The 23,953-nt window shown below is 34.9% G+C and carries 20 protein-coding genes; 8 read left to right on the top strand and 12 right to left on the bottom strand.

Going from position 1 to position 23,953, the window contains the following annotated elements; all coding sequences use genetic code 11:
* Positions 1-40: 40 nt before the first annotated feature.
* The gene (locus MHH81_RS04905) at positions 41-229 is read right to left on the bottom strand and encodes a hypothetical protein (protein ID WP_340925368.1); all 189 of its coding nucleotides are present in this window, start codon (positions 227-229) and stop codon (positions 41-43) included.
* A gap of 126 nt (positions 230-355) precedes the next feature.
* Between MHH81_RS04905 and MHH81_RS04900 the strand changes: the two genes are divergently transcribed.
* The 3 genes from MHH81_RS04900 (at position 356) to MHH81_RS04890 (ending at position 1,949) form a co-directional block, all read left to right on the top strand.
* Complete coding sequence (locus tag MHH81_RS04900; protein WP_340918573.1) at positions 356-544, top strand: YkvS family protein; 189 nt, start codon at positions 356-358, stop codon at positions 542-544.
* A 154-nt stretch (positions 545-698) separates the two neighbouring features.
* A complete protein-coding gene (locus MHH81_RS04895; protein WP_340918571.1) occupies positions 699-1,310 on the top strand; it encodes a CPBP family intramembrane glutamic endopeptidase in 612 nt (203 codons plus the stop codon).
* A 48-nt stretch (positions 1,311-1,358) separates the two neighbouring features.
* Positions 1,359-1,949 carry a hypothetical protein gene (locus tag MHH81_RS04890; protein WP_340918568.1) on the top strand — a complete coding sequence of 197 codons (591 nt, stop codon included), beginning with the start codon at positions 1,359-1,361 and terminating at the stop codon, positions 1,947-1,949.
* A gap of 209 nt (positions 1,950-2,158) precedes the next feature.
* Here MHH81_RS04890 and MHH81_RS04885 read toward each other — a convergent pair whose 3' ends face one another.
* Both MHH81_RS04885 and MHH81_RS04880 read right to left on the bottom strand, forming a co-directional pair.
* Positions 2,159-2,605 (bottom strand): MarR family winged helix-turn-helix transcriptional regulator, encoded by a 447-nt coding sequence (locus tag MHH81_RS04885; protein ID WP_340918566.1) that lies wholly within the window; start codon positions 2,603-2,605, stop codon positions 2,159-2,161.
* 75 nt (positions 2,606-2,680) lie between these two features.
* Positions 2,681-3,736 (bottom strand): ATP-binding protein, encoded by a 1,056-nt coding sequence (locus MHH81_RS04880; protein WP_340918564.1) that lies wholly within the window; start codon positions 3,734-3,736, stop codon positions 2,681-2,683.
* A 183-nt stretch (positions 3,737-3,919) separates the two neighbouring features.
* On the opposite strand from MHH81_RS04880, the gene MHH81_RS04875 reads away from it, so the two are divergent.
* Complete coding sequence (locus MHH81_RS04875) at positions 3,920-5,659, top strand: B12-binding domain-containing radical SAM protein (protein WP_340918562.1); 1,740 nt, start codon at positions 3,920-3,922, stop codon at positions 5,657-5,659.
* 727 nt (positions 5,660-6,386) lie between these two features.
* On the opposite strand, the gene MHH81_RS04870 is transcribed toward MHH81_RS04875, so the two are convergent.
* The 6 genes from MHH81_RS04870 to MHH81_RS04845 all read right to left on the bottom strand — a co-directional run bounded on the left by MHH81_RS04870 (position 6,387) and on the right by MHH81_RS04845 (position 16,526).
* A complete protein-coding gene (locus MHH81_RS04870) occupies positions 6,387-7,757 on the bottom strand; it encodes a TrkH family potassium uptake protein (RefSeq protein WP_340925120.1) in 1,371 nt (456 codons plus the stop codon).
* Between the two features lie 142 nt (positions 7,758-7,899).
* Positions 7,900-8,667: a TerC family protein gene (locus MHH81_RS04865; protein ID WP_340918560.1), complete on the bottom strand. Its 768-nt coding sequence runs from the start codon at positions 8,665-8,667 to the stop codon at positions 7,900-7,902.
* Positions 8,668-8,885: 218 nt separating this feature from the next.
* Positions 8,886-9,974, bottom strand: coding sequence for an SDR family oxidoreductase (locus MHH81_RS04860; protein WP_340918558.1), 1,089 nt, complete (start codon positions 9,972-9,974; stop codon positions 8,886-8,888).
* 61 nt (positions 9,975-10,035) lie between these two features.
* Positions 10,036-13,113 carry an efflux RND transporter permease subunit gene (locus MHH81_RS04855; RefSeq protein WP_340918556.1) on the bottom strand — a complete coding sequence of 1,026 codons (3,078 nt, stop codon included), beginning with the start codon at positions 13,111-13,113 and terminating at the stop codon, positions 10,036-10,038.
* Positions 13,114-13,750: 637 nt separating this feature from the next.
* Positions 13,751-15,325 (bottom strand): peptide chain release factor 3, encoded by a 1,575-nt coding sequence (locus MHH81_RS04850; RefSeq protein ID WP_340918554.1) that lies wholly within the window; start codon positions 15,323-15,325, stop codon positions 13,751-13,753.
* Positions 15,326-15,476: 151 nt separating this feature from the next.
* Positions 15,477-16,526, bottom strand: coding sequence for a M42 family metallopeptidase (locus MHH81_RS04845; RefSeq protein ID WP_340918552.1), 1,050 nt, complete (start codon positions 16,524-16,526; stop codon positions 15,477-15,479).
* Positions 16,527-16,633: 107 nt separating this feature from the next.
* On the opposite strand from MHH81_RS04845, the gene MHH81_RS04840 reads away from it, so the two are divergent.
* Positions 16,634-18,199, top strand: coding sequence for a two-component system sensor histidine kinase NtrB (locus tag MHH81_RS04840; RefSeq protein WP_340918550.1), 1,566 nt, complete (start codon positions 16,634-16,636; stop codon positions 18,197-18,199).
* A gap of 332 nt (positions 18,200-18,531) precedes the next feature.
* Here the strand turns inward: MHH81_RS04840 and MHH81_RS04835 are convergent, their stop codons facing one another.
* The gene (locus tag MHH81_RS04835; protein ID WP_340918548.1) at positions 18,532-19,920 is read right to left on the bottom strand and encodes an aldehyde dehydrogenase; all 1,389 of its coding nucleotides are present in this window, start codon (positions 19,918-19,920) and stop codon (positions 18,532-18,534) included.
* 294 nt (positions 19,921-20,214) lie between these two features.
* Here MHH81_RS04835 and MHH81_RS04830 point away from each other — a divergent pair, with 294 nt between their 5' ends.
* A complete protein-coding gene (locus MHH81_RS04830) occupies positions 20,215-20,358 on the top strand; it encodes a hypothetical protein (protein ID WP_340918546.1) in 144 nt (47 codons plus the stop codon).
* A 57-nt stretch (positions 20,359-20,415) separates the two neighbouring features.
* Here MHH81_RS04830 and MHH81_RS04825 read toward each other — a convergent pair whose 3' ends face one another.
* Positions 20,416-21,261: a DNA-3-methyladenine glycosylase family protein gene (locus MHH81_RS04825; protein ID WP_445678125.1), complete on the bottom strand. Its 846-nt coding sequence runs from the start codon at positions 21,259-21,261 to the stop codon at positions 20,416-20,418.
* Between the two features lie 46 nt (positions 21,262-21,307).
* On the opposite strand from MHH81_RS04825, the gene MHH81_RS04820 reads away from it, so the two are divergent.
* The gene (locus MHH81_RS04820; RefSeq protein ID WP_340918542.1) at positions 21,308-22,030 is read left to right on the top strand and encodes a thermonuclease family protein; all 723 of its coding nucleotides are present in this window, start codon (positions 21,308-21,310) and stop codon (positions 22,028-22,030) included.
* Positions 22,031-22,419: 389 nt separating this feature from the next.
* Here the strand turns inward: MHH81_RS04820 and MHH81_RS04815 are convergent, their stop codons facing one another.
* The gene (locus MHH81_RS04815) at positions 22,420-23,004 is read right to left on the bottom strand and encodes a phosphatidylglycerophosphatase A family protein (RefSeq protein WP_340918540.1); all 585 of its coding nucleotides are present in this window, start codon (positions 23,002-23,004) and stop codon (positions 22,420-22,422) included.
* A 217-nt stretch (positions 23,005-23,221) separates the two neighbouring features.
* Here MHH81_RS04815 and MHH81_RS04810 point away from each other — a divergent pair, with 217 nt between their 5' ends.
* Positions 23,222-23,944 (top strand): alpha/beta hydrolase, encoded by a 723-nt coding sequence (locus tag MHH81_RS04810; protein WP_340918538.1) that lies wholly within the window; start codon positions 23,222-23,224, stop codon positions 23,942-23,944.
* Positions 23,945-23,953 lie beyond the last annotated feature (9 nt).

Below are 23,953 nucleotides of genomic sequence, written 5' to 3'. Positions count from 1 at the left end.
CAGCGTTTAAACATAGAATATATCGACAATCGACGACAAATCAGCTTCTCGCTTTGCTTAAATAGGTATATATTATTTGGCCACCCTGCAATGCATTTCCAGAGAAGTGTTTAAAATCCTCTCTTTTGACCAATACTTTTCGAAACAACAAAAAATCATTTTTGGAAATTTCTAACGTTTTAATATCTCCATTTTGGAGCATATTTAACTTTTCTTCAAATAAATTCACTCAAGATGCTCCTTTCTATGTATCAAATGATGTATAGTTTCCAAACTTTTTATTAAAATACTTTACGTACAGCTTTTTTTAGGGCAAACTGTTTATATTATGTTCTAAAAGGGGATGGGACAATCTATGAAAATTGCTGAAGTCGGTAATATTATTGAATTTAAGGATGGTCTTCAAGGTATTGTTGAAAAGGTTAATGAAAACTCTGTAATTGTTGATTTAACCTATATGGAGAACTTTAACGAGCTTGAAATAGAAGAAAAGACGGTAATCAATCATAAGCGTTATAAGATATTATATAGTAACGAAGATTAAACGTCATGCCGTTCCTCTCCTTTAGATGAACGGTTTTTTAACTGGTTATACCACCTTTTACTTTTCTCCCGCCTAAAGCTCATGAAGTAGACCTTCCCACCCCCAACTCATAGGACATTTTATTTTTTCTGAATCTAGTAAGGATGTGCTTTTTATGTTTCGTCAAATACCAATAATCGGATTAATACTTTCACTTTGTTTAGCCTATGCTTTTAATTGGCTAACATTTTCAAATGACAAAGTATTTTGGTATTTCTACACATTTACCGTATTATTTCTCATGTCATTGGCTTTCTATTACGCTAAAATAGAAGATAGCTTAAGAACAACTCATTATGTCATACTTGGGCTGGCTTTTGGAGCGATCACATATGCTTTATTTGTTTTAGGTTATAAAGCTATTGATATTACCCCATTTATCTCCACAAATAGTGTGACAGCCTTTTTAAGTAAGTTTGGACCTGTTGCCATATGGCAATACCTTTTACTTTTACTTATCATTGCTCCTGGAGAAGAATTATTTTGGAGAGGTTATATTCAACATCAGTTGAAAAGATGGCTCTCCCCAGTGTTTTCCATTATTTTAAGTTCTTTACTATATGGTTTTTCATTCGTCTTTAGTGGTTTTCCGTTAGGTATTTTTGCTGCGTTCATGACGGGTATTATTTTCGGCATTTTATATGAATGGAAAAAAAGTATGCCTCTTATCATATTATCCCATATTACGCTATTAGTACTATTATTTTTAGTACTTCCACTTCGTTGAAACATTTTGGAATCCATCTCGTCTATTTAAAAAAGGAGTTGAATGATATTGAAAAAAGTACATTCTCTAATTTCTATTATTTCACTTTCTATCGTACTTGGAGCTTGTGGAACAACTACGGAAAGTGAAAAAACGGACCAGCCAGCACCTACAACAGAAACTAAGAACAGCGAAGAAACGGTTAGTCCTACTAATCCTGAACAAGAACTTTTAGGAACAACAGTAGAAAGTGAAAATCAAAACTACTCTATCACTGTAGTAGATAATTTTGAACTAACTAGTGAAGAGCCAAACAAAGATTTGATATTCAATCAAGAAAATGACTTGCAATCCATGCGAATTGAAACATTTGACTCAAACAATGAAACTCTAAATGACGTCACACAAAATCTAGTTGATACCTTGCAAGCATCAAATGATAGCGGAACTGTAGTCGAAATTACAGATCAAAATCTTATTCCAACAAATGAATCTATTAAGGATGCTAAAGCATTTCAAATAGATACACCTAGTGGAAAAGTTACTGGTTATACATTTGTACGAGAAGGGTTAATAGTTAAGCTTACTGTATTTGATACTAATGAATCTCCAGCTCTTGAAACCTTTGTAAAAATGGCAGAAACAATTAAAGTAAAATAAAAACTTCGGGCCTTCATGAAGGCTCGAAGTTTTTATTTTGTGTTGTATTTTAGTGTAGTTTTTAGCTAATCATTTGCGGGAGAATCCTCGCAGACTCCTGAAGGTAAGCGAGACAGACGAGACCCCGCAGGCGCAGCCGAGTAGGCTTTTCAGTTCGCCCGTGGAAAGCAAGCGGATTCTACCAATAAAGAGTCTAACAGACCCTTATTTTAATACGATAAATTTTTAATCGATAAACCTAGTTTCTTCAAGAGTGCAATTACTTGTTCTTTTTCTTCCTCTGATAGCGCATTCATTAATTCCACTAATTGTTCTTCGTGACGAGGAAAGAGCTCGTCCATAAACTTGTTTCCATCGTTAGTGATTTCTGCATAAGTTACACGTCGATCGGTATCACTTGAGACGCGGCTAATATATCCACGCCCCTCTAATTTATCTACTACATAAGTAATAGAGCCACTAGCCAGCAAAATTTTGTTACCAATCTGTTGGAGGGGCTGTTTACCTTTATGATATAAGAGTTCTAGCACTGCAAATTCCGTTGGATTTATGCCATTTTTCTGAATAAAATGATTCGTACATTCATGAATTACTTTATGAGCGCGTGACAGTACAATAAATAATTTTAAGGCACTGTTCGATTGTTCAATTGTCATTCTCTTCATCCTCACCTATATAAAATACATTAAACATTATTATATAGGTCTTCCTATTATATTGTCAAAATAGGATCAGGAACCCATGTGTAGTGGAAGGATAAATGTAAATGTTGTTCCTTTTCCTACTGTGCTACTTACTTCAATAGTGCCCCCATGTGCCTCTATAACCTTGGACACATGAGACAATCCTAGGCCAGTCCCAGTATTTTTTGTAGTGAAGAATGGATCAAAGATTTTGTCTAAGTCTTTACCTGCAATTCCTTGGCCTTGATCGTGTATTTCAATATTTATAGAATTATTACCAACACATTTGATATTAATGTGAATTTTCCCACCATCCGGCATCGATTCGATAGCATTTTTTATTGAATTAATAAATACTTGTTTCAATAAATTTCGATTTCCTAATATTTTACTTCCATTACTAATTTCTAATAGTACAACGATATCAATTACTTGCATTAACGCTTGTGGTGCCATAAAATTTACTACTTCCGTCATTAATTGTTGCACTTCAAAGTAAGTGTACTCCGTATTAACTGGCTTGGAAATTTGTAAAAACTCGGTTAGAATTTCTTCCATTCTTTGAATTTCATCATCAATAACGTTTAAGTATCGTTTACTATCTTCTGTTGCTGTTTTTAATAATAATTGGGTAAACCCTTTTAGGGAAGTTATTGGATTACGTATTTCATGGGCAATACTTGCAGCGAGTTGTCCAAGAGTACTAAGTGATTCCGTATGGTCGAGCTGTCTTTTCATATTCATTTTTTCTGATTCATCATATATTTCCGTTAAATAAATGTTTGTATCATTTTGTTTGGATACAATTAAATGGATATACTTATATTCACCTAAAGATGTTCGAACCTCACTAAATAGCTCTGCATATCCATTTTGAAATAATTCTTCCAATAATACTTTTTTGTTTTCATCTGTTGCTAAAAATATTTCAAAAAGCTGTAAAGCATTCATCGTGAGGAGTTCATCTCTGCTTATTTGGAAAATTTTTTCGATATGTGAATTAACCTCTAATATTGTTCCTTTTTCATTTATTAAAATGAGGCCACACGAAAAAAGCTGAAAGACATGTTCAAATTTTTGCTTGTACTTATACTCAGCTAACAACTATATCACCAAACCTCTCAACAGGAGTTTCATGAATAAATGAATTTCAACAAAATCATTCAATATTTTATTTATTCTGATTATTTCATATTAATTAAGATATTGAAATGATTCTTTTTACCTATATTGTCGTCTATGCGTTTCATTGTTACAATAGTTATACGAAAAAAGGAGTTTAAGAACATGAACATTATATTAACAACCTTGAATGCAAAGTTCATTCACACTAATTTAGCGCTTCGTTGCTTAAAGGCTTATGCAGAACCTGAATATTCCCCCCTTATAGTTGAATACACCATTAAAGATCCAACATTCAATATAGTTGCTGATTTATATCAAAAAAAGCCTGATATAGTTGGATTTAGTTGCTATATTTGGAACATTGAAGAGACGATAAAAGTCATCAAGATGTTAAAAACAGTAGACCCATCCATTACGATCGTTTTAGGCGGGCCTGAAGTTTCATACGATACAAACGTATGGCTACGACAAGTGAAAGAAATTGATTATATTATCGTTGGAGAAGGAGAACATTCATTTAAAGAATTGCTAAACTTTCTACATGAAAAACAAACTTTAAAAGATATACCTGGAGTAGCTTATGTGCATGACGACAAATTTATGCTTAATCCGCTACCATCAAAGTTAGATTTAAGAGATTCCCCTTCCCCCTATCGCTTTGAAGAAGATCTACCCAATCTCTCTAAACGAATTGCATACATTGAAACAAGTCGTGGGTGCCCGTTTTCGTGTCAATTTTGCTTGTCCTCTATTGAGGTTGGCGTAAGATATTTTAATCGAGATAAAGTAAAAGACGATATTCGCTATTTAATGGCGAATGGTGCCAAAACAATTAAATTTGTTGATAGAACATTTAACATCAGTAGAAGCTACGCAATGGAAATGTTTCAATTTCTGATGGATGAACATGTACCAGGAGTTGTTTTTCAATTTGAGATTACAGCAGACATTATGAGACCTGAAGTAATACAATTTTTAAATGATAACGCTCCAGCTGGACTTTTCCGCTTTGAAATCGGCGTTCAGTCCACAAATGATTTGACGAATGAGCTCGTAAAACGAAGACAAAACTTCGATAAGCTAAAACGCACGGTAACAATGGTTAAAAGTGGCGGCAAAATTGATCAGCATCTAGACTTAATAGCAGGTCTTCCTGAAGAAGATTACGAATCGTTTACGAGAACTTTTAATGAAGTATTTGAAATGCGTCCCGAAGAATTGCAATTAGGATTTTTAAAGTTACTTCGTGGTACAGGTCTCCGTGTAGAAGCAGAGAAATATGGTTACGTCTATGTAGATCAAGCACCTTACGAAATTTTCTCTAATAATGTGTTAACTTTTACTGATATTTTGCGCATTAAACAGGTAGAGGATGTATTAGAAAAGTATTGGAATGCACATCGAATGGACCATACACTGGAATATTTATTTGCTCACGTGTTTGATACACCATTTGACTTTTTCCAACAATTTGGGACGTTCTGGGAAGAGAAAAACTGGTCGAAAATTGGCCATCAATTAGAAGATCTATATACACGATTATTTGCATTCTTAGACGGACTAGATAGTATTTCTGTACCAACGATTCAAAGTGTCATGAAACTCGATTATCTATCTAAGCAAAAGTTCCAACCTCGTAAACCTTGGTGGGAAAATGACATAAATAAAGAAGAACAATCTGCATTATACAAGCAAATTTTAGAGAATCCTTCTATTGCTGGTGAAGAATTTGTGTCATTAGGTTTAAATGAACGAGAACTATTTAAGCAAACATTTGTCACTCCAATCTCTATTTGTGTTGATTCTTATAAGCAAGGAATTATTAAAGAAAGAGAAGGATACCTTCTAACTACATTTGGTAAAAGTGCATCCCCTCATTTTTCTTTTATCCAAACAAAATAAGCTAAGATACGCGCGTGCGGCCACTAAGTGCAAAACCTTTTCGCAGACGTTTACGGATTGCTTTGAAATGTACTTTAGCTACAACATAACCGCGCGATTTTTAGGAGAGAGGGCTGTCCAATAAGCCCATAAATTGAAGCAGGTGTAGAAAAACGAGTCTTTTTCTACACCTGTTTTTTGTATACTTTTTATTAAAACTACTATTTCTTGTAGGCAATTGATTGTAGTGGAAGACGGCGACTCCAGCGGGAATAGCAAATGTTTTCTGCACCGAAAGCGAAGCGGCAGGTGCATGAGCTGAAGGCCCCGCAGGAGCGAAAGCGACGAGGAGACTGAAGCCATGCCCGCGGAAAGCGTCCGTCTGGAACGGAATCAATACATTGGAAAAGGGACCATCTCTCAGTCAATGTATGACTTTAAGGACAGCCCCCTCTCCTTTTTCAGTAATTTTGTGAATTTCCCCCTTCCGCGGCCATCCAGAAACTGGCGACAGGTTAGTACTATTTGGTATTGGTATAATTCAGGATTAGATTCTTTCTTTATCAAGTTGAAGGCTCCCGAAGATGCAATTTCGGGAGCTTTTTTGCAGTTCTAAAAGTGAAGGCTATCTATTTTTATGTCATATTCTCTCTTTATAAGTATGAGAAATCAAAGAGTTAAATTTAAAAAAACGAGCATCTCGTCTATAATAGAACGAATTGCTCGTTTTTTATATTTGAGATACTTTTTAACCAATGATGACACGTTCTTTTGGATAGCGATATTTTGTTTTATTACTCTTTCCTCCTAATGTAAACAAGAAAGAAATTAAGCCTACTCGTCCGATGAACATAAGGATCATTATAGTTATTTTACCGGTATTCGACAGATCTTCCGTAATTCCTAATGACATTCCACAGGTACCGAAAGCAGAAGTGATTTCAAATATTAAGGTTGTAATAGGAATATTCGGCTCGGTAATGGACATTAAAATCGTTGCTACCAACACCATTGTAAGGGCTAAGATAATAACGGCAAATGCACGAAATACATCAACTAGCTGAATTTCACGATTAAATATTTGAATATTATCTTTACCCCTCGAGAAATTAATTAAAAACAGTATTGCGATTGCAAAGGTTGTTGTTCTGATCCCCCCACCAACTGAACTCGGTGAAGCACCAATGAACATAAGTGCACTCATAAATAAATTTGTACCCTCGTTGAAAAGTGTCACATCAAATGTCGTTAACCCCGCGGAACGAGTCGAAACGGAGTGAAAAAAGGCAGTAAAAAACTTTTCATGCCAAGGCATACCTTTAAAGGAGTTAAACATTTCTAGCAAGTAGATCATTATGGTTCCAAACACCAAAAGTATTCCATACGTAATAGTTGTTAGCTTTGTAAATAAAGAGAAACGAAAATTTTTGTTTTTATTAGAAAGAAACTCTTTAACTTCTATTAATACAGGGAAACCAATCGCTCCAAAAACAATTAATATACTTGTTATGATTTGAATGAAATAATCATGATGATAAGGGACTAGTGATTCTCCTGTAATATCAAACCCTGCATTTGTTGTGGCAGACACAGAAGTAAATATCCCATGAATAAAGGCTTCCTTAAGTGAATCATAATACTGAGTAAAATACATGGTTAAAAGCACTGCACCAAGAATTTGTATAAATATTAGAATTTTCACAATTTCTCGGATTAAGTTTACAACTCCCGATAAGCTAGATTGATTATGGTCGACCATAATTAACTGTCTCTCACGCAAACCGATTTTCTTTCCAGATATTAGCCAAATAAAGGTCCCTAAAGACATAATACCGATTCCGCCTAGCTGCAAAATAAGTATTATCATGACATATCCGAATACACTGTAAGTCTCTGAAATATTTATGGCAGTTAATCCAGTAACACTAACTGCACTAACCGCTGTAAATAAGCTATCTATAAAATCTACTTTTACACCAGGTTTATGAACACCTGGCAGACTCAGGAGAATAACAGAGACAGCAATTGCTATAAAGTAATAGATGACAATCACTTGAGCTGGAGTAAATTTTAATTTGGCTTTTAGTTTAGTTTGTTTCATTTGACTATTTCCTTTCAGTAAAGCTTGAAGCCTATTTACATATTGTAAAAAAAAAAAGTATAAAAAGATAGTCGAAAGAAACTATCTTTTCATACTCATTATAGCGTAGGTAGACAACAAATCCTAAATTGGAATGTATCACCTCAGACTATCTAATTAATTAAGCACTATGGTTCTTATTCTTCACAACACCTAGTAAGTAACCACCAAGCGCAATTGAAAGTAGCACAATCCAGAATGTAATCGTCCATGGTGCCGAATGTGGAAAGTCCTCATCCAATATTCCTACACCCGGATGGGAAAGTGTTAATACCGTTAGTTTAACCCCTACCCAACCTACGATTAAAAAAGCAGCGGTTTCAAGTGTTGGATATCTCTCTAGCAATTGAACAAATTTATGTGCAGCGAATCGCATAATGACAAGACCCATAACCCCGCCTAGGAACATAACTGCAAATTGCCCACCGTTAATACCACCAATATCAAAGTCACCTAAATGTGGTAACGTAACTGCGATAGCAACTGCCGCAAGCATTGAGTCGATTGCAAAAGCAATATCTGCAAGCTCTACTTTTAAAACAGTAAACCAAAAACCTGATCCTTTTGATTCCTTTTCTTCTTCCTCCATATGCGAATCTGATTTCTTCCGTTTATCATAAATATGTTTAAACGAAATAAATAGTAAGTAAGCTGCTCCTAACGCTTGAACCTGCCAAATATTCACCAAGAATGTAATCATGAATAACGCTAAAAATCTAAATACGAACGCACCTAATAGTCCGTAAAATAACGCTTTTTTCTGTTGTGCTTTCGGTAAATGTTTCACCATTACAGCCATAACGACTGCATTGTCTGCTGCAAGTAATCCCTCTAGTCCGACTAGTACAAGTAGAACCCAACCATACTCTAATAAAATTGCTAAATCCATTGTTATCCTCCTTTTTGCATATAAAAAGACCCCTGCCTTTAAAAAGGCAAAGGTCTTGCTAAGCAAATATAATAATTGCTATCATAACCGATGGCTAAAGCCATGTAATGACGACTATGAAATAGGTTTCCCTATAGCTACTCCCCTTTGACGAAAGTCAAAAGTCTATTTAATTATGTTATTTATTATAACATAACTAACTCATTTGTAAATGAAAACTATTTAATCGGAATATGAAAAGCTTGGTCTTTTCTGTGCAAGTTATAAAAACTAATCATTGCTGGAACCGATTCAATAAAATCTGGACAGGTTATATTCCCTTTGGATAAGATACTTTCCGCCACAGTTGTATCAAAAGAAGAATTCCATGTTAAATAGTCCAATGTTTCTTTTTCAACTTGTAGCATTTTCCGAACAGGATAAATAGCAACAGAAGCCTTCGCAAGAGATAAGGGAATTCTTCCTTTTGGATATTTCCCAGTAATTTCTTTCACAAACGTGCGATACACTTCTTCCACAGGATATGGTTTAGGATCTGTTAAATGGACGGTTTGACCAATTGCATCTTCACTAAAGCTACAATAAATAGATGCTTTTGTTATATAATCACTAGGCACTACATTAATAAAAGCACTGGACTTTCCTAAGTAAGGTAGAAAAGGAAGTTTCCTTAAATTTCTAATCATATTAATAAAGAAATATGGACCATCAAATTTAATGGTTACGCCCGTTTCAGAATGACCTCTTACTATTCCCGGTCGAATAATGGTAACTGGTATTTTTTCTTTCAGTTTTTCCACAAGAACTTCCGCTTCATATTTTGTCTCTTCATAATGATTTTTAAATCCAGTTGGTTTCACTAGCTCTGTTTCTAATAACTTCCCTTCTCTTTTCCCTGCAACATAAGCAGTACTGAAGTACATATACCTCTTAATATGAGGGAACTGAACAACTAGATCATTAAAATTCTCTGTGCCTTGGACATTGACTTTCCAAGCAATATCTTTAAGAACTGCTAGATCATAAATTGCAGCAAGATGCCAAATATATTCTACCTCGCTTTGTAGTTGAATAAGTAACTCTTTTTCAATACCAGCGTTAGGTTTTGTAATATCCCCTTCTACAATCACAATACGCTGGTCCTCCAATCCATCTTCATAAATTTCTTGAATCATTTCTTTTCCTCTTTCTAATTGATACGGGAGAACGATTACATATATGGAAGAGAATACTGTTTGCTGGCGAAGTTCTTTTATAATATTTATTGCTAGAAAACCCGGAAATCCAGATATTAGTGCTATTGACATTTAAGTCCACTCCTTTATAAAAAGTATAATGAAAAAGGGTCTTCAATTGAAGACCCTTCCATTAAATATTTTCAGAATGTTTAGATGACCTTTTTTTTCTTGTTTCTTTATCGAATAAACTATATATCACTGGCACTACATATAAAGTTAAGAAAGTAGAACTGATTAAACCACCGATTACTGTAAGAGCCATAGGTTGATTAATTTCAGTCCCTTCTCCAATCCCCAGAGCTAATGGTACTAATCCAAGAATTGTAGTAAGGGCAGTCATTAGTATTGGTCGTACACGGTCTCTAACCGCAGAAGTAATCGCTTCATACGACTCTATTCCCTCTGCTTTACGTTGGTTAATATAATCGACTAATACAATACCGTTATTTACGACTATCCCAACTAATATCAATATACCAATAACTGCAGAAATACTAATTGGAGTACTTGTTGTAAATAAACCGATAAATATACCAATAACTATTAGAGGTACTGTAAACATAATAACGAAGGGATATTTAAACGACTCAAATTGTGCAGCCATTACAATATATACTAAAACTACAGCTAATAAAACTGCTAAAATCATATCATTTTTAGCATTATCCAACAGTTCACGATCTCCACCAAATGAAATAGCAACATTTTCTTTTAAACCTTGATTTTGAATGGTCTCATCAATTAAATCAGACATTTCACCTAGTGAGTATTTAGACTCGTATTTAATAGAAAAAGCTACTGCACTCGCTTGATTTATACTTCTAATCGCTACTGGACCTTTCGCAATTTCTATATTTGCAACATCTTGCAGTTCTACAAACTGTCCAGAGGGTGTACGAAGTTTCAATTGCTTTAACTTATCTACACTATTTCGATAATCCTCGTCATATTTTACGTACACACCATATACTTCATTGTTTTCAGAAATAATTTGTGATGCAAATACACCTCTAGTGACGTTGTTAACCGTTTGTGCTATTTGAAACGGAGCTAATCCATACTCTGTAGCTGCATCGCGCTTTACAGTCATTTGTACTTCTTCTACTGTAGAAATTAAGTCATTATTTACTTTTACTACACCATCTAACTTCTCCAAGTCACTTTGTAAATCTTCCACTGCAGTATTTAATGCTTGTTTATCCACAGAAGAAACGGTGAAAGAAACTACATTTGGAGAAGAGCCAGAAGCAGTTTGTAAATTAAAGTTAATATCGACATTTTCTCCAGCGACATTCACTACTTTTGGCTGCACTTCATCGACAAATGAGAATATAGAACGGTTCCGTTCTGCTAAAGGTTTTAGTTTAACGGATATTTCTGCAACATTTGACCTGGAAGTACCCCGCGACTGACCTTCTTGACTCCCACCTACAAAGCTTACGTATACTTCAACGTCTTTTTCTTTTTGTAAAAGCGCTTCAATTTTATTTACGACATCGTCCGTTGCGGTAAAGGAAGAGCCATTTTCAAGCTTCACTGAAATGGAGACAAATCCTTCATCGGTTGCTGGTAAAAATTCAGTACCAACCCGAAACAATCCAAATACAGAAACAAAAAGCAATACTACCGTTAACGAAAGGATGATTGTACGATGGTTAAGCGACCATTTTACAGATCGTTCAAAATTATTATAAGTTTTGGATCTGCGTCTCTTCGCTTCGACGTTTCCTTTTGGCTTTTTGAGCATTCTACTTGCCATCATCGGAATTACAGTAATTGCTACAACTAATGAAGCAATTAAACTAAATGAAATAGTTAAAGCAAATTCCGTAAAAATTTGACCAATCAAACCCGAAAGAAATACGACAGGTACAAAAACCGCAATGGTTGTTAATGTGGAAGCCGTAATAGCACCAATCACTTCTTTAGTTCCCGTATAAGTTGCTTCTTTTGGATTTTTCCCTAAACTTAAATGACGCTCAATGTTTTCAATAACCACAATAGAGTTATCTACAAGCATACCAATTCCCAGTGCAAGAGCACCTAGTGTCATAATATTTAATGAAAAACCTGCAAAATACATTAAAACAAACGTCACAATAACAGAATAAGGTATTGCAACTCCAATAATAATTGGACTTCTGATTCCTCTTAGGAAAACAAATAGTACAACCATTGCCAATAAACCACCTGAGATAAGTGTTGAACCAATATTATTAATCGCAAGTTTGACATAGTCACCTTGGTCGAACAAAATATCTGCTGTAACACCTTTAAACTCATCTTTTTCCAATTGCTTGTTTAAAGCTTCTTCAAAGGCCGAGGATACACTGGCAGTATTCGCACTTGATTCTTGAAAAACAGATAGTAATACGGCAGGTTCTTCATTTGCTCTTGTTTCCGAATTTCTCTCTTGCTCGGTCAGTTGAACAGTTGCAACATCTGCAATGGTTACCTTCTTCCCATCAAGTGGATTTACAGAAATGACTAAGTTTTTAATGTCATCTATAGACGTTAAAGTACTTATAATACGAGTAGTTAAAGATTTTTTATCTTCTGTTTCAATTGGATCCCCTGGAAGTGAAATATTATTAGCTTGGATCAATTGAACAATATCATTTTGTGTAAGTCCTTTGCTTTGTAACATTTCTTGATCCAATAAAATTTGTACTTCTTCCACGAGGGATCCTGAAATATTTACACTGGCAACACCTTCAGTGCTTATTAATTCTCTTTCTAATTGCTCTGCAATCAAACGAATATCCGTTTCAGTATCTGCTGATCTAAGTGATAATTGAATGACTGGAAATTGTGCCGGGTCAAACTTTAAATATCTAGGCTTGTCTGCTCCAGTAGGAATTGGGACGCTGTCAATTCTTTGCATAACATCTAACTGAATATTATCCATATCTGTTGACCAATCAAACTCTAGGAGAATGAAATTAGCACCTTCTTGAGAAGTACTACTTATATTTTTAATTCCTTGTAGTGTGCTTAAAGATGATTCCAAAGGCTTTGTAATTTTTTCATCTACTTCTACAGGATTTGCCCCTGGATAATTCGTTACCACTACGGCAATTGGAGGATTTAAATCGGGAATTAAAGTGATAGGAATTTTAAAAAAAGACACTCCGCCCAAAATGATAACTAAAAACATTACAACGGTTGTAAAGACCGGCCTTTTTATGGAAAAATCACTTATTTTCATCTTTAGGGACCACCTTCTTATTTACTATTTCTATCATATGCCCTAGAAAGCAAGAGTTCAAATTTATAATTTCGAAAGCAGAGAGAAAATACCTTTTAATAGGGGAATTTGCTAAAACTCTACACCATTACCAAGAATCGAGGAACTGTCCCTAAAGTCATATGGTGACTGAGAGAGGTTCCTTTTCCAATGTATTGATTTCCGTTCCAGACGGACGCTTTCCGCGGGCATGGCTTCAGTCTCCTCAGGCCAACACGATATTGGTCACGAAGGCGTTGCCACACGAGGTGGCGTTCTTAGCCTTCGTTCCTTTATTCGCTCCTGCGGGGCCTTCAGCTCATGCACCTGCCGCTTCGCTTTCGGTGCAGAAAACATTTGCTATTCCCGCTGGAGTCGCCGTCTTTCACTACAATCAATTGCCTACAAAAAATAAGTATACGACTCCGTCATGTCCCTCACACTTGAAATCCCGGCAATGGTGTTACAATCGCGCTGTACAAAGCAATCCGAAATAATGAAAAACAAAGTGAATATATCTATATCCATTTTCAATAGATTGTAAGAAAAATGATGGTGTCTGGATAGTTAATGAGTAAAAAAGAGGCTACTTTTAAAAAAAAAGTTAGCCTCTTGTAGATTATAGAAGATTATACAATTTAATATGCTCGTATTTATCTTGGAACCAACGAGTCGCAAATTCATTTTCAAATAAGAACACATATTGATCATAACGATCTTTCACAAGCATACTTCTTGGACCAGTCATAGATTCTTTTACTTCTTCTTCATTTTCAATCCAACGAGCTACTTTTGATCCAATCGGTTCAATTCGAACTTCGACGTTGTATTCATTTTTCATTCGATGCTCAAATACTTCGAATTGAAGCTGTCCAACTGCTCCTAATATAACTTCTTCTGTATGCAGTGTCTTGTAATATTGAATCGCACCTTCTTGAACAAGCTGCATGATTCCTTTATGGAAATGCTTTGATTTCAACACATTTTTGGCAGTTACTTTTACAAACATTTCGGGTGTAAATTGAGGAAGTTTTTCATAATTAAATGCCTTTTTCCCCCCAACAACCGTGTCACCAATTTGATAGTTCCCCACATCGTAAAGTCCAATAATATCACCAGCTACAGCTATATCTACTGTTTCTCGATCATCTGCTAAAAACTGAGTAGATTGCGTCACTTTGAACGTTTTGCCTGTTCTTGCAAGCGTTACAGTCATCCCTCTCTCAAACTTACCAGAAACGATGCGGACGAAAGCAATACGATCTCGGTGTGCTGGATTCATATTAGCTTGTATTTTAAATATAAATCCGGAAAAATCTTCATTGAGGGGATTTACTTCCTCTTCATTTTCCGTCATTCGAGGCTGTGGAGTCGGTGCAAATTGTAAGTATGTTTCTAAAAAGGTTTGTACTCCGAAGTTTGTTAGGGCACTACCAAAGAATACAGGTGTTAAATCTCCTGCCAGTACTTTTTCTTTATCAAAATCATTCCCTGCTTCATTTAAAAGCATAATGTCATCCATTGCTTGAGTATAATAAGAAGTTTGTTTCATCGAATGTTCAACAGCAAGTTTCCCTTCCTCATCTAATGGAAGAAATCTTTCTGATTCTTCTGTTCGGAATTGTTCGATCCGGCCATTAAATCGATCATAAATCCCTAAAAATTCTTTCCCCATACCAATTGGCCAGTTCATTGCATAAGACTGAATTCCTAACACTTCTTCTAGTTCTTCCATTAGTTCAAGAGGTTCTTTACCTTGACGATCTAGTTTGTTTATAAATGTAAAAATCGGAATTCCTCTCATACGGCAAACTTTAAAAAGTTTTAACGTCTGGGCCTCAATCCCTTTAGCTGCATCCACGATCATTACTGCACTATCTACAGCCATAAGCGTACGATACGTATCTTCACTGAAATCCTGATGTCCAGGAGTATCGAGAATATTAATACGGCAATTATTAAAGTCAAATTGCATAACTGAGGATGTAACGGAAATTCCACGTTGTTTTTCAATTTCCATCCAGTCAGATGTTGCAAATTTCCCTGACTTTTTCCCTTTTACTGTTCCTGCATCACGAATTGCTCCACCAAAGTATAAAAGCTTTTCCGTAATAGTTGTTTTACCAGCATCTGGGTGGGAAATAATTGCAAAAGTTCTTCTTTTTAATATTTCATCTTGTAATTTTATGTCCATAACGTTATATCTCCTTCTTATTCACTTTTTTATCATATGGATTTAAGCCCAAAAATACAAGTAAAAAAAGAACCAGCTCACGTTTTTTAACGATTTTAATCGTATAAAAGTTTGCTGATTCCATGAAATTTACTTGAATTATTTAGATGGCTTACACCATTTTCGAATTCACATAGGTATACAATAGTTTTGCCGTGTTTTCTAACGATTCAATATGCGTACGCTCATATGCATGGGATGCTTCTATTCCTGGGCCAAATAATGCATGTTTTACATCAAAGCCTGCACGAATTGCGGCGGAAGCGTCAGATCCATAGAAAGGGTAAATATCTAATTTATACTCAATATTTTCTTCTTTCGCAAGTTCAACTAATTGACGTGTTAATTCATAATGATAAGGTCCCGAAGAATCTTTCGCACAAATAGATACCGTATATTCATCCGAGGTTTGCCCGTCTCCAATTGCTCCCATATCTACAGCGATATATTCAACTGTTTGCTCTGGAATATTGGAATTACCACCAAAACCTATCTCCTCATTGTTCGAAATATAAAAATGCGTTGTATATGGTAATGTCCAGTTGTTTTCCTGTACCGCTTTAATCAGCTGTAGCAACAACGCAGTACTCGCTTTATCGTCTAAATGACGTGATTTTATAAAACCTGTTTCAGTTTCTTCAAATCGAGGATCAAATGAGACAAAGTCTCCTACTTCTATTCCTAATTCTCGCGTACCATCAGCATTTGTTACTTTTTCATCCACACGAACTTCGATGTTTTGTTCATCTCTTGGAAGACTGCTCGCATTTTTATATACATGCACGGTCGTTTGATGCATTAATATAGTTCCGCGAATCTTTTTTCCACTCGCAGTATGTATGGTGCAATATTCCCCTTCTACAGCATTCCAGTTGAACCCTCCAACCATTGCTAGTTTCAATCTTCCACTAGCTTTGACTTCTTTCACCATCGCACCAAGGGTGTCCGTATGTGCTGTTAATAAACGATGCTTTGTATCATCTGTTCCTTTGATGGTAGCAATTAAAGCGCCTTTATTTGTACGTATATAAGAGACATTTAGCTCCTTCAAAATTCTCTCCATAAAATCCATTATTTCTTTCGTATATCCTGATGGACTTGGTATTTCCACTAATTGTTTTAATAGGGATACGGTTTCTTTTGCTTGAAATGTATATGACATAAATGAATCCTCCTTTAGTTCCTTCTTTTATCATAACAAAATCTTATATTTTCAGATACCAATAAATACGTTACTATAGGTAAGAGTTATCAGATAAGAGGTGCAATATGGAAACTTTTAAAATTTATCAGAAAAAGAATAAATTATTTTTTACAATTTTTACACTTTTCACTATCAGTCACCTTCGTTTTTTTGAAAGTGAATCAACTATCTATTATGCGCTCATTTATTTAGTTTTACTTGCAACTTTATTTTTTTGGAATTCAGAAAGGCCGGTCATTCAATACATTTTACTATCTTGTTTAAACGTATACATATTATTAGTGAATATTCATAGCGTTAGTGTAGTAATGACAATATTCTTTATTTACCCGATATACATAGCCATCCTATACAATTCTATTTTACCTAGAATAATATTGTTCTTCACTACATTAGTCGAAATCTGCGGTTTAATATATTTCAACAAAGCTTCGTATAATTATATTTTTACACTGGATGATTTTATAGCCTTTTTCATTCTATTAACTATGTTAGTATCCACTTCAATACTTAATACTCTTTTTGACAATAAATATTGGACGCGACTTTCTGATCAAAATAGATCAATGCGAAAGAAGTTACATTCTAGAGAAAGTTATTTACAGTTATTCTTTGATAATGCCAAAGATAGCATTGCTGTTTTCGATAAGGATAATAAAATAATTGAAGTAAATCCCGCATTTGAAGAGTTGTACGGATGGAGAAGAGAAGAAATTATAGGGAAAAATGTACCATTAGTTTCACCACAAAATAAACTTGATGCAGAAGCTAGAAGGAAACAAGTCTTAAATGGAGCAAGCTATCATTTTCTAGAAACGAAGGATATGAAAAAAGATGGGACCTGTTTTGACGCACAAATCACAATATCTCCAATTTATGATTATGAAGGAGCCTTAGTTGCCCTTTCTGTGATAAGCCGAGATATCAGCTTTAAAAAAGAAGCTGAAAATTTGCTTTTACAATCAGAAAAACTAAAAATCGCAGGAGAGATGGCTGCAGGAGTAGCGCATGAAATTCGTAATCCAATGACTGTTATATCTGGGTTTATTCAAATTATGAATAAGGATCCAAAACAGCCGTATTATCAATACTCAATGCTTATTGAAAAAGAGATAGAGCGTATTGATTATATAATTAGTGAATTTCTTATATTAGCAAAACCACACGCCAGGTTATCAAAGCGATATAACTTTATAAAAACACTTGACGACATTTGCATGTTGTTTCAGCCCGAGCTAAATTTAAAGGGAATTGTCTTGTCTAAAGAGATATTATTAGTTGACGCTTATATATTTGGAGAAGAAAGCCAGATGAAACAAGTACTTATTAATCTGATTAAAAATGCAATTGAAGCAATTACCGATAACGGAAAAATAAATATCATTTGCACAAGTGATCAAAAGGAAACCCTAACACTAAAAATTATGGATAATGGGATTGGAATGGATATGTCTACTGCTGAGAAAGTATTTGATCCATTCTTTACGACAAAAGTGAAAGGCACAGGGTTAGGCATGATGATTTCAGAAAAAATAATTACCGAACATGGAGGTAATATTTTTATTGAAAGTAAAGAAGGTACTGGGACAACTGTAACCATTCAAATGCCACATAAGGAAAAGGACTGCTAATTGTGCCTCTTTTTTAGTTTAAAAGTATTTATTTTATGGAGATTGGAGTGGAAAGCGTCCGCCTGCAACGGAATCACCTAGATGTTATTTTTAATCAAAAAGCGAGTTTTTGAACGAATTGTCGTTCAAGAACTCGCTAAGAAATGATTAATAGATTTTTTCAGTGGCCCCCTATTGCGGCTAAATCATTTATTCAGCTCCGTTTAACGATATTGTTGTTACCTGCGGAAAATCCACTCACTTTCCGTGGACGAACTGCCAAGCCTCCTCAGGGGCAACAGAATGTTGGTCACAAAATATTCTTTTGAAAAACAACTAATTTAATAGAGCCTTTATTTTAATAATCCTCTTACTAGTTTTACTTTATTTTTATATGGTGGATAGACAATGTTTATAGGTAATGATGTGCTCTTTTTCAGAATAGACTTTTGATGTGTAAATAACGTAAAGCTTGCTTCTCCATGATATGCTCGAACCCCTGAGTTACCTACTCCCCCAAATGGCAAATGAATACTACCTGCATGAGTGATCGCATCATTGATACATCCACCCCCAAATGATAATTCCTCTAAGAAATAATTTTGTGCGCGTTCCTGTTCACTAAACATATAAGCAGCTAATGGTTTTGGTAATTTTCGTATTTGACGAATAATAGTTGGTAAATCCTTATAGCTTATGATCGGTAATATGGGACCGAAAATTTCATCTTGCATGGAAGGACTTGAAAATGTTACCTCATCTAAAACGGTCGGCTCTATATATAAATCATTTTTGTCTGTGTATCCACCAAAGATTATATGCTCTTTTTCTTGTTCCATTATTTCCTTTAATCGATTAAAATGATTTACGCTTACAATTCTTCCTAAATCCGGGCTCTCTTGAATATTCTTGCCGTAAAATTGATGAATCGTACGCTTTAAAATTTTGATAAACTTTTCTTTTACATTTTCTTCTACTAATAAATAATCCGGGGCAATACAAGTTTGACCAGCATTTACGAACTTACCCCATATGATTCGTTTAGCTGCTAATTCTAAATTCGCTGTATGATCAACGATCGCTGGACTCTTTCCACCTAGCTCCAGTGCAACTGGTGTTAACCTTTCTGAGGCTGCTTTCATAACTACTTTCCCTACATTCACACTCCCGGTAAAAAAGATAAAATCAAAAGGCGCATGAATTAATAAAGATGTTTCCTCTTTTTCTCCTTCCACTACCCGAATGTAATGAGGTGTAAATGCCTCTGCAATTATTTTTTTTATTATACTAGTTGTATGAGGAGTTGCCTCAGAAGGTTTGATCACAGCACAGTTTCCTCCGGCAATTGCACCGAGCAATGGTTCCATCACTAATTGAAAAGGATAATTAAATGGCGCAATGATTAATACGGTTCCGTATGGATCATGAACCATAAAACTTTTAGCTGGCATAAGTGCTATTGGAGTTTTTACTTGCTTTGGCTCCATCCATTTTTCCAGATTTTTTTTCATAAACGAAATACTTTCGTACACTAAGCCTATTTCCGTCGTATATGCTTCGAATTCACTTTTTCTTAAATCATGAAAAAGTGCTTGAATAACATCTTTTTCATATTTTTTTATTGTGTTTTTTAACATGTTCAACTGATTTATACGAAATGTTGCTGATTTCGTCATTCCAGAATAATAAAAAGCATGATGTTCCTCTAACATTTTATCTAGCTGATGCATAGTAAAACTCATAATATCAGCACTCCTTTTTATGTATTTTTAAGTCTTAAAAGAATCATACTATTTATCTCAAGTAGACGAAAGAATAAACAAATTCTATTCCAATACATGATTCTTTATATTTTTGGAATACTACTTGTATAAAACCTATTAGGAAATACGCATTGCTCCTTTTAGTCTTTTAGCCTTATCCACCGCATATGAGGAAAGATTCATTTTTCAAATGAAACGTTTGAGTAGAAAACTTTCTAGGGTATATGATGGTCAAATGATTAATTATTTGTTTTTGGAAAGGGAGGATATAAAATGACAGAAACAGAAACATGGTGGGAACCAATTTTTAAAGGAGCCTTAACAATGGGACTTAATAAAGAGCGAATGATTGAATTAGAGGAAGAATCTTTTCTTTATTTCGAAGAAGAAAAAAAAGAAATGGAGACGAATAATTGAATAATGACTCATCATGAAATCAGCTTTCCCTTTCATAAAAGAAGGAAAAGCTGATTTTTATTCGATATTTCTCCATAGATATAAGGCGGCATAACTAAGGTATGGAGACCAAGCTTTAAAATGAGAATTGATTTCTTCTTTTAATGGCTTATTCTCCATTTTCCAAAGTTGTTTCAATGAGTTTTGAAGACCTATATCTCCCACTGGAAATAGATTTTCTCGCCCTAGTCCAAAAAGTAAGAAGCTTTCTGCAGTCCAAGGACCGATTCCACGATATTTAGTGAGTACTTTAAAGATGTTTTCGTCTGTTTCATTCGAAAGGGATTCTAACTGTAACTCTCCTTGTGCTATTACTTGAGAGATACCAATTATATACTCTGCTTTTCTTGCACTAAATTGCATGTTCCTAAGTGTATCCACATCAAGGTTTGCTATCTTATCAACTGTTGGGTAAAGCCATACATCATCCACTTGCGTTCCAAAACTTTTCACAAAACGGGTAGTTAGAGTTCTTGCAAAAGAGAGATTTAGTTGTTGATGAATAATGCTCTTAATCAGATTTGCGTATAAAGAATAATCGGTAATAATAGGTGTACCTTCAAATTTAGAAAATAATTCATGCAAATTTGTTTTAGCAAAATGAGCATTAACTGATTCTAAACTGCGATCAAAGTGGAATATGGAAGAAATACGATGAAGCTGTTCATCCGATTCAATTCCAGTTATTTCAAATTTAGGCTCATGAAATGATCCAATACTTTGTAAAGTAATAATCGAATAATCTAATGGTATTTTTACTAATTGATTGTTTATATCTACTGCATTTAGAGGGTCTAAAGCAAGTCTTGCAATTGCGTCATCAAATCTATAAGCGAAAGGTAACTCAATTGTCTGCGTCAATATGATCTCTCCTTTTCTACAGTATGCTACACTATGAATGGTGATTAAAATGAAAAAAGGGTTCATATTAATAGTTATTTCCCTGCTTTTTGGATGCTCGGAAATTCCATCAAACGGCGTCGCAAAAACGAGTGGCACAACTGACCAGATTCCTGTAGAACTAGTGGAAGTAATTGATGGAGATACAATTAAAGTAAAGTATAATGGAAACATTGAAAAAATTCGATACTTACTTGTTGATACGCCCGAAACAAACCATCAAACACTTGGTAAACAACCGTATGGAGAAGAGGCAAAAGTTCGTAATAAAGAGCTTTTAAACAGCGGCGATGTGACGATTGAATTTGATGTAGGAAATCGATTCGATGACTATGACCGCATGCTTGCATATATTTACGTAGATGGTGTTAGCGTTCAAGAAACGCTTTTGGAAGAAGGGTTAGCCCGTGTAGCCTACGTATTTCCTCCTAATACAAGATACTTAGACATGTTTGAAAATGCTTCTGAATTTGCAAAGGATGCTCAAATCGGTGTATGGGAAACAAATAATTACGTTACTTCACGTGGTTTTAATGCCTCTATTATGGAAGATTCCAATGAACTGGTAACTGAGTCTCCTGGCAAATGTGAGATTAAGGGAAATATTAATCGACAAGGAAAGAAAATTTACCATATTCGAGGTGGAAAGTATTATGAACAAACTAATCCCGAAGAATGGTTCTGTTCCGAACAAGAAGCTCAAAATGCTGGATATAAAAAATCAGGGGAATAAGAAAAGTACAAGCGCATATGTCTAGCCCGACAGGCAAACGGTGAATAGCGAGGAGTGGCTCCTCAGCCATCTGATTATAAAAAAATTCGTGAACGTAACTGAGTCACGTCCACGAATCTAGAAAAACTTTAATGTTGTAGCAGTTGTCCGCACTCTGAAAAAGAAGAAAAATAAAGTGTATAAATGTATGCCCATTTTTACTTAGTCTTGACAGTTATTGAGTAGAAAAGTATTTGTCTTCTTATTCCGTAAGTAAAGCGCAAAGTCCCTTAATAAAATTTGCGGCTTTAAAAAGGAGCATTTAGTCCCGCATGTAATCCATTAGAGGTTTTTATGCATCAAACTACCATGAAAACTGGATTCATGGTAGTTTGATTTTATTTACTATTTTACGTTCTTGTACCTTCAATGTTGGATTCTGGTGCGGTTTCTTTAGGTGAAATGTCCGAAAATGTTTCATTGGCTTCTTCTAGATCTCTTGTGCGGTGTGCTAAACGAGAGGCAGCACATGCTGCAATACTTGCAACAAGATCATCTAAAAATGTATGAATACCTCCACCTATTTTTGTATCCAGTTTCGAAATTAAGCCAGTTTTATTTTTGTCTAAATGACCAAAAGTTGTAACTGCTATGCTCCCATAAGTATATACAGCACCTAATGCAATTGTTTCATCTACTCCAAATAAGCCTTCATCAGCTTCGACTATTTGTTGAAGTGGCGCTGATAACATTTTTTTCTCGGCAAGCTCATCCAGTTCAATGCCCACTAAAATTGCATGTTGCATTTCTCTCTTTTTTAACACACTTTTTATGGATTCGACACAATGCTCAATTGTTAGTCCTTTATTGTATGGAAATTGCATTTCATATACAATTGTAGCAATCTCATCGATTGTTACCCCTCTTCGTTTTAAAGCATCGTGTGTTGCTTGTTCAACTGTTCGTGAATGTACTCTTGAAGTTTGTTTATCCATCTTTGTAATCCCCTTTATCGTTTGGCTATCTCTTTTAAAAGGCTCTGTTAAATGAATATGTTATTATGGACGAAATATATGCTTCTAAAAAACATTAGCGTAATTAAACACAGCCTTAAAAAATGAAGAAAGGAACACCCTAATGCTTCTCTTATTATACCTCTAACGCAGTATATGATACAATTTCTGTATAACATGACATCTAGAGGAGGAACTTATGAACAGAGGAACACTGGAAGATATATCGCTTTATAGCGAAGCACTTCAAGAAGAAATGCAATTGCTTATTTATTTACCACCAAATTATTCACCATTATACAAATATTCTGTTCTGATAGCTTCTGATGGGAAAGACTATTTTCAACTTGGTAGAATTTCTCGCATAGCAGACGAATTATATGAAAATGATGAAATTGAAAATTTAATAATTGTTGGTGTCCCGTACAAAAATGTAAAAGACCGTAGAGCAAAATACCACCCGGATGGTGAAAAGCATACTGCATATATCCGCTTTTTAGCACAAGAACTTGTACCATATATTGACGAGCACTACCCAACCTATCAAATTGGAATGGGGAGGGCACTAATAGGGGATTCCCTGGCCGCAACCGTATCTTTACTTACAGCACTTAACTATCCTAATACATTTGGAAAAGTAATTATGCATTCCCCCCTTGTAAATGACTATGTATTAGAAAAAATTGAAAGCAATAAAGAAGTCCATGCTTTTTCTCTCTATCATGTCATAGGCAATGAAGAAACTGCAGTAAAAACTGGGGATGGATTATTAACCGATTTCATCACCCCAAATAGAAAATTGCATAAATTACTAATAAGTAAAGGATATTCGACGTTCTATGAAGAATTAAATGGAGACCATACTTGGAAGCTTTGGCAACCAGATATAAAAAGATCAATATTAAACAATTTCAGTTTATAACGATTTTAT

It is taken from the genome of Psychrobacillus sp. FSL H8-0484, from assembly GCF_038005325.1.
Classification (GTDB): Bacteria; Bacillota; Bacilli; order Bacillales_A; family Planococcaceae; genus Psychrobacillus.
The sequence above is the reverse complement of the archived record's forward strand: the minus strand, read 5'-3'. Positions and strand labels throughout refer to the sequence as shown.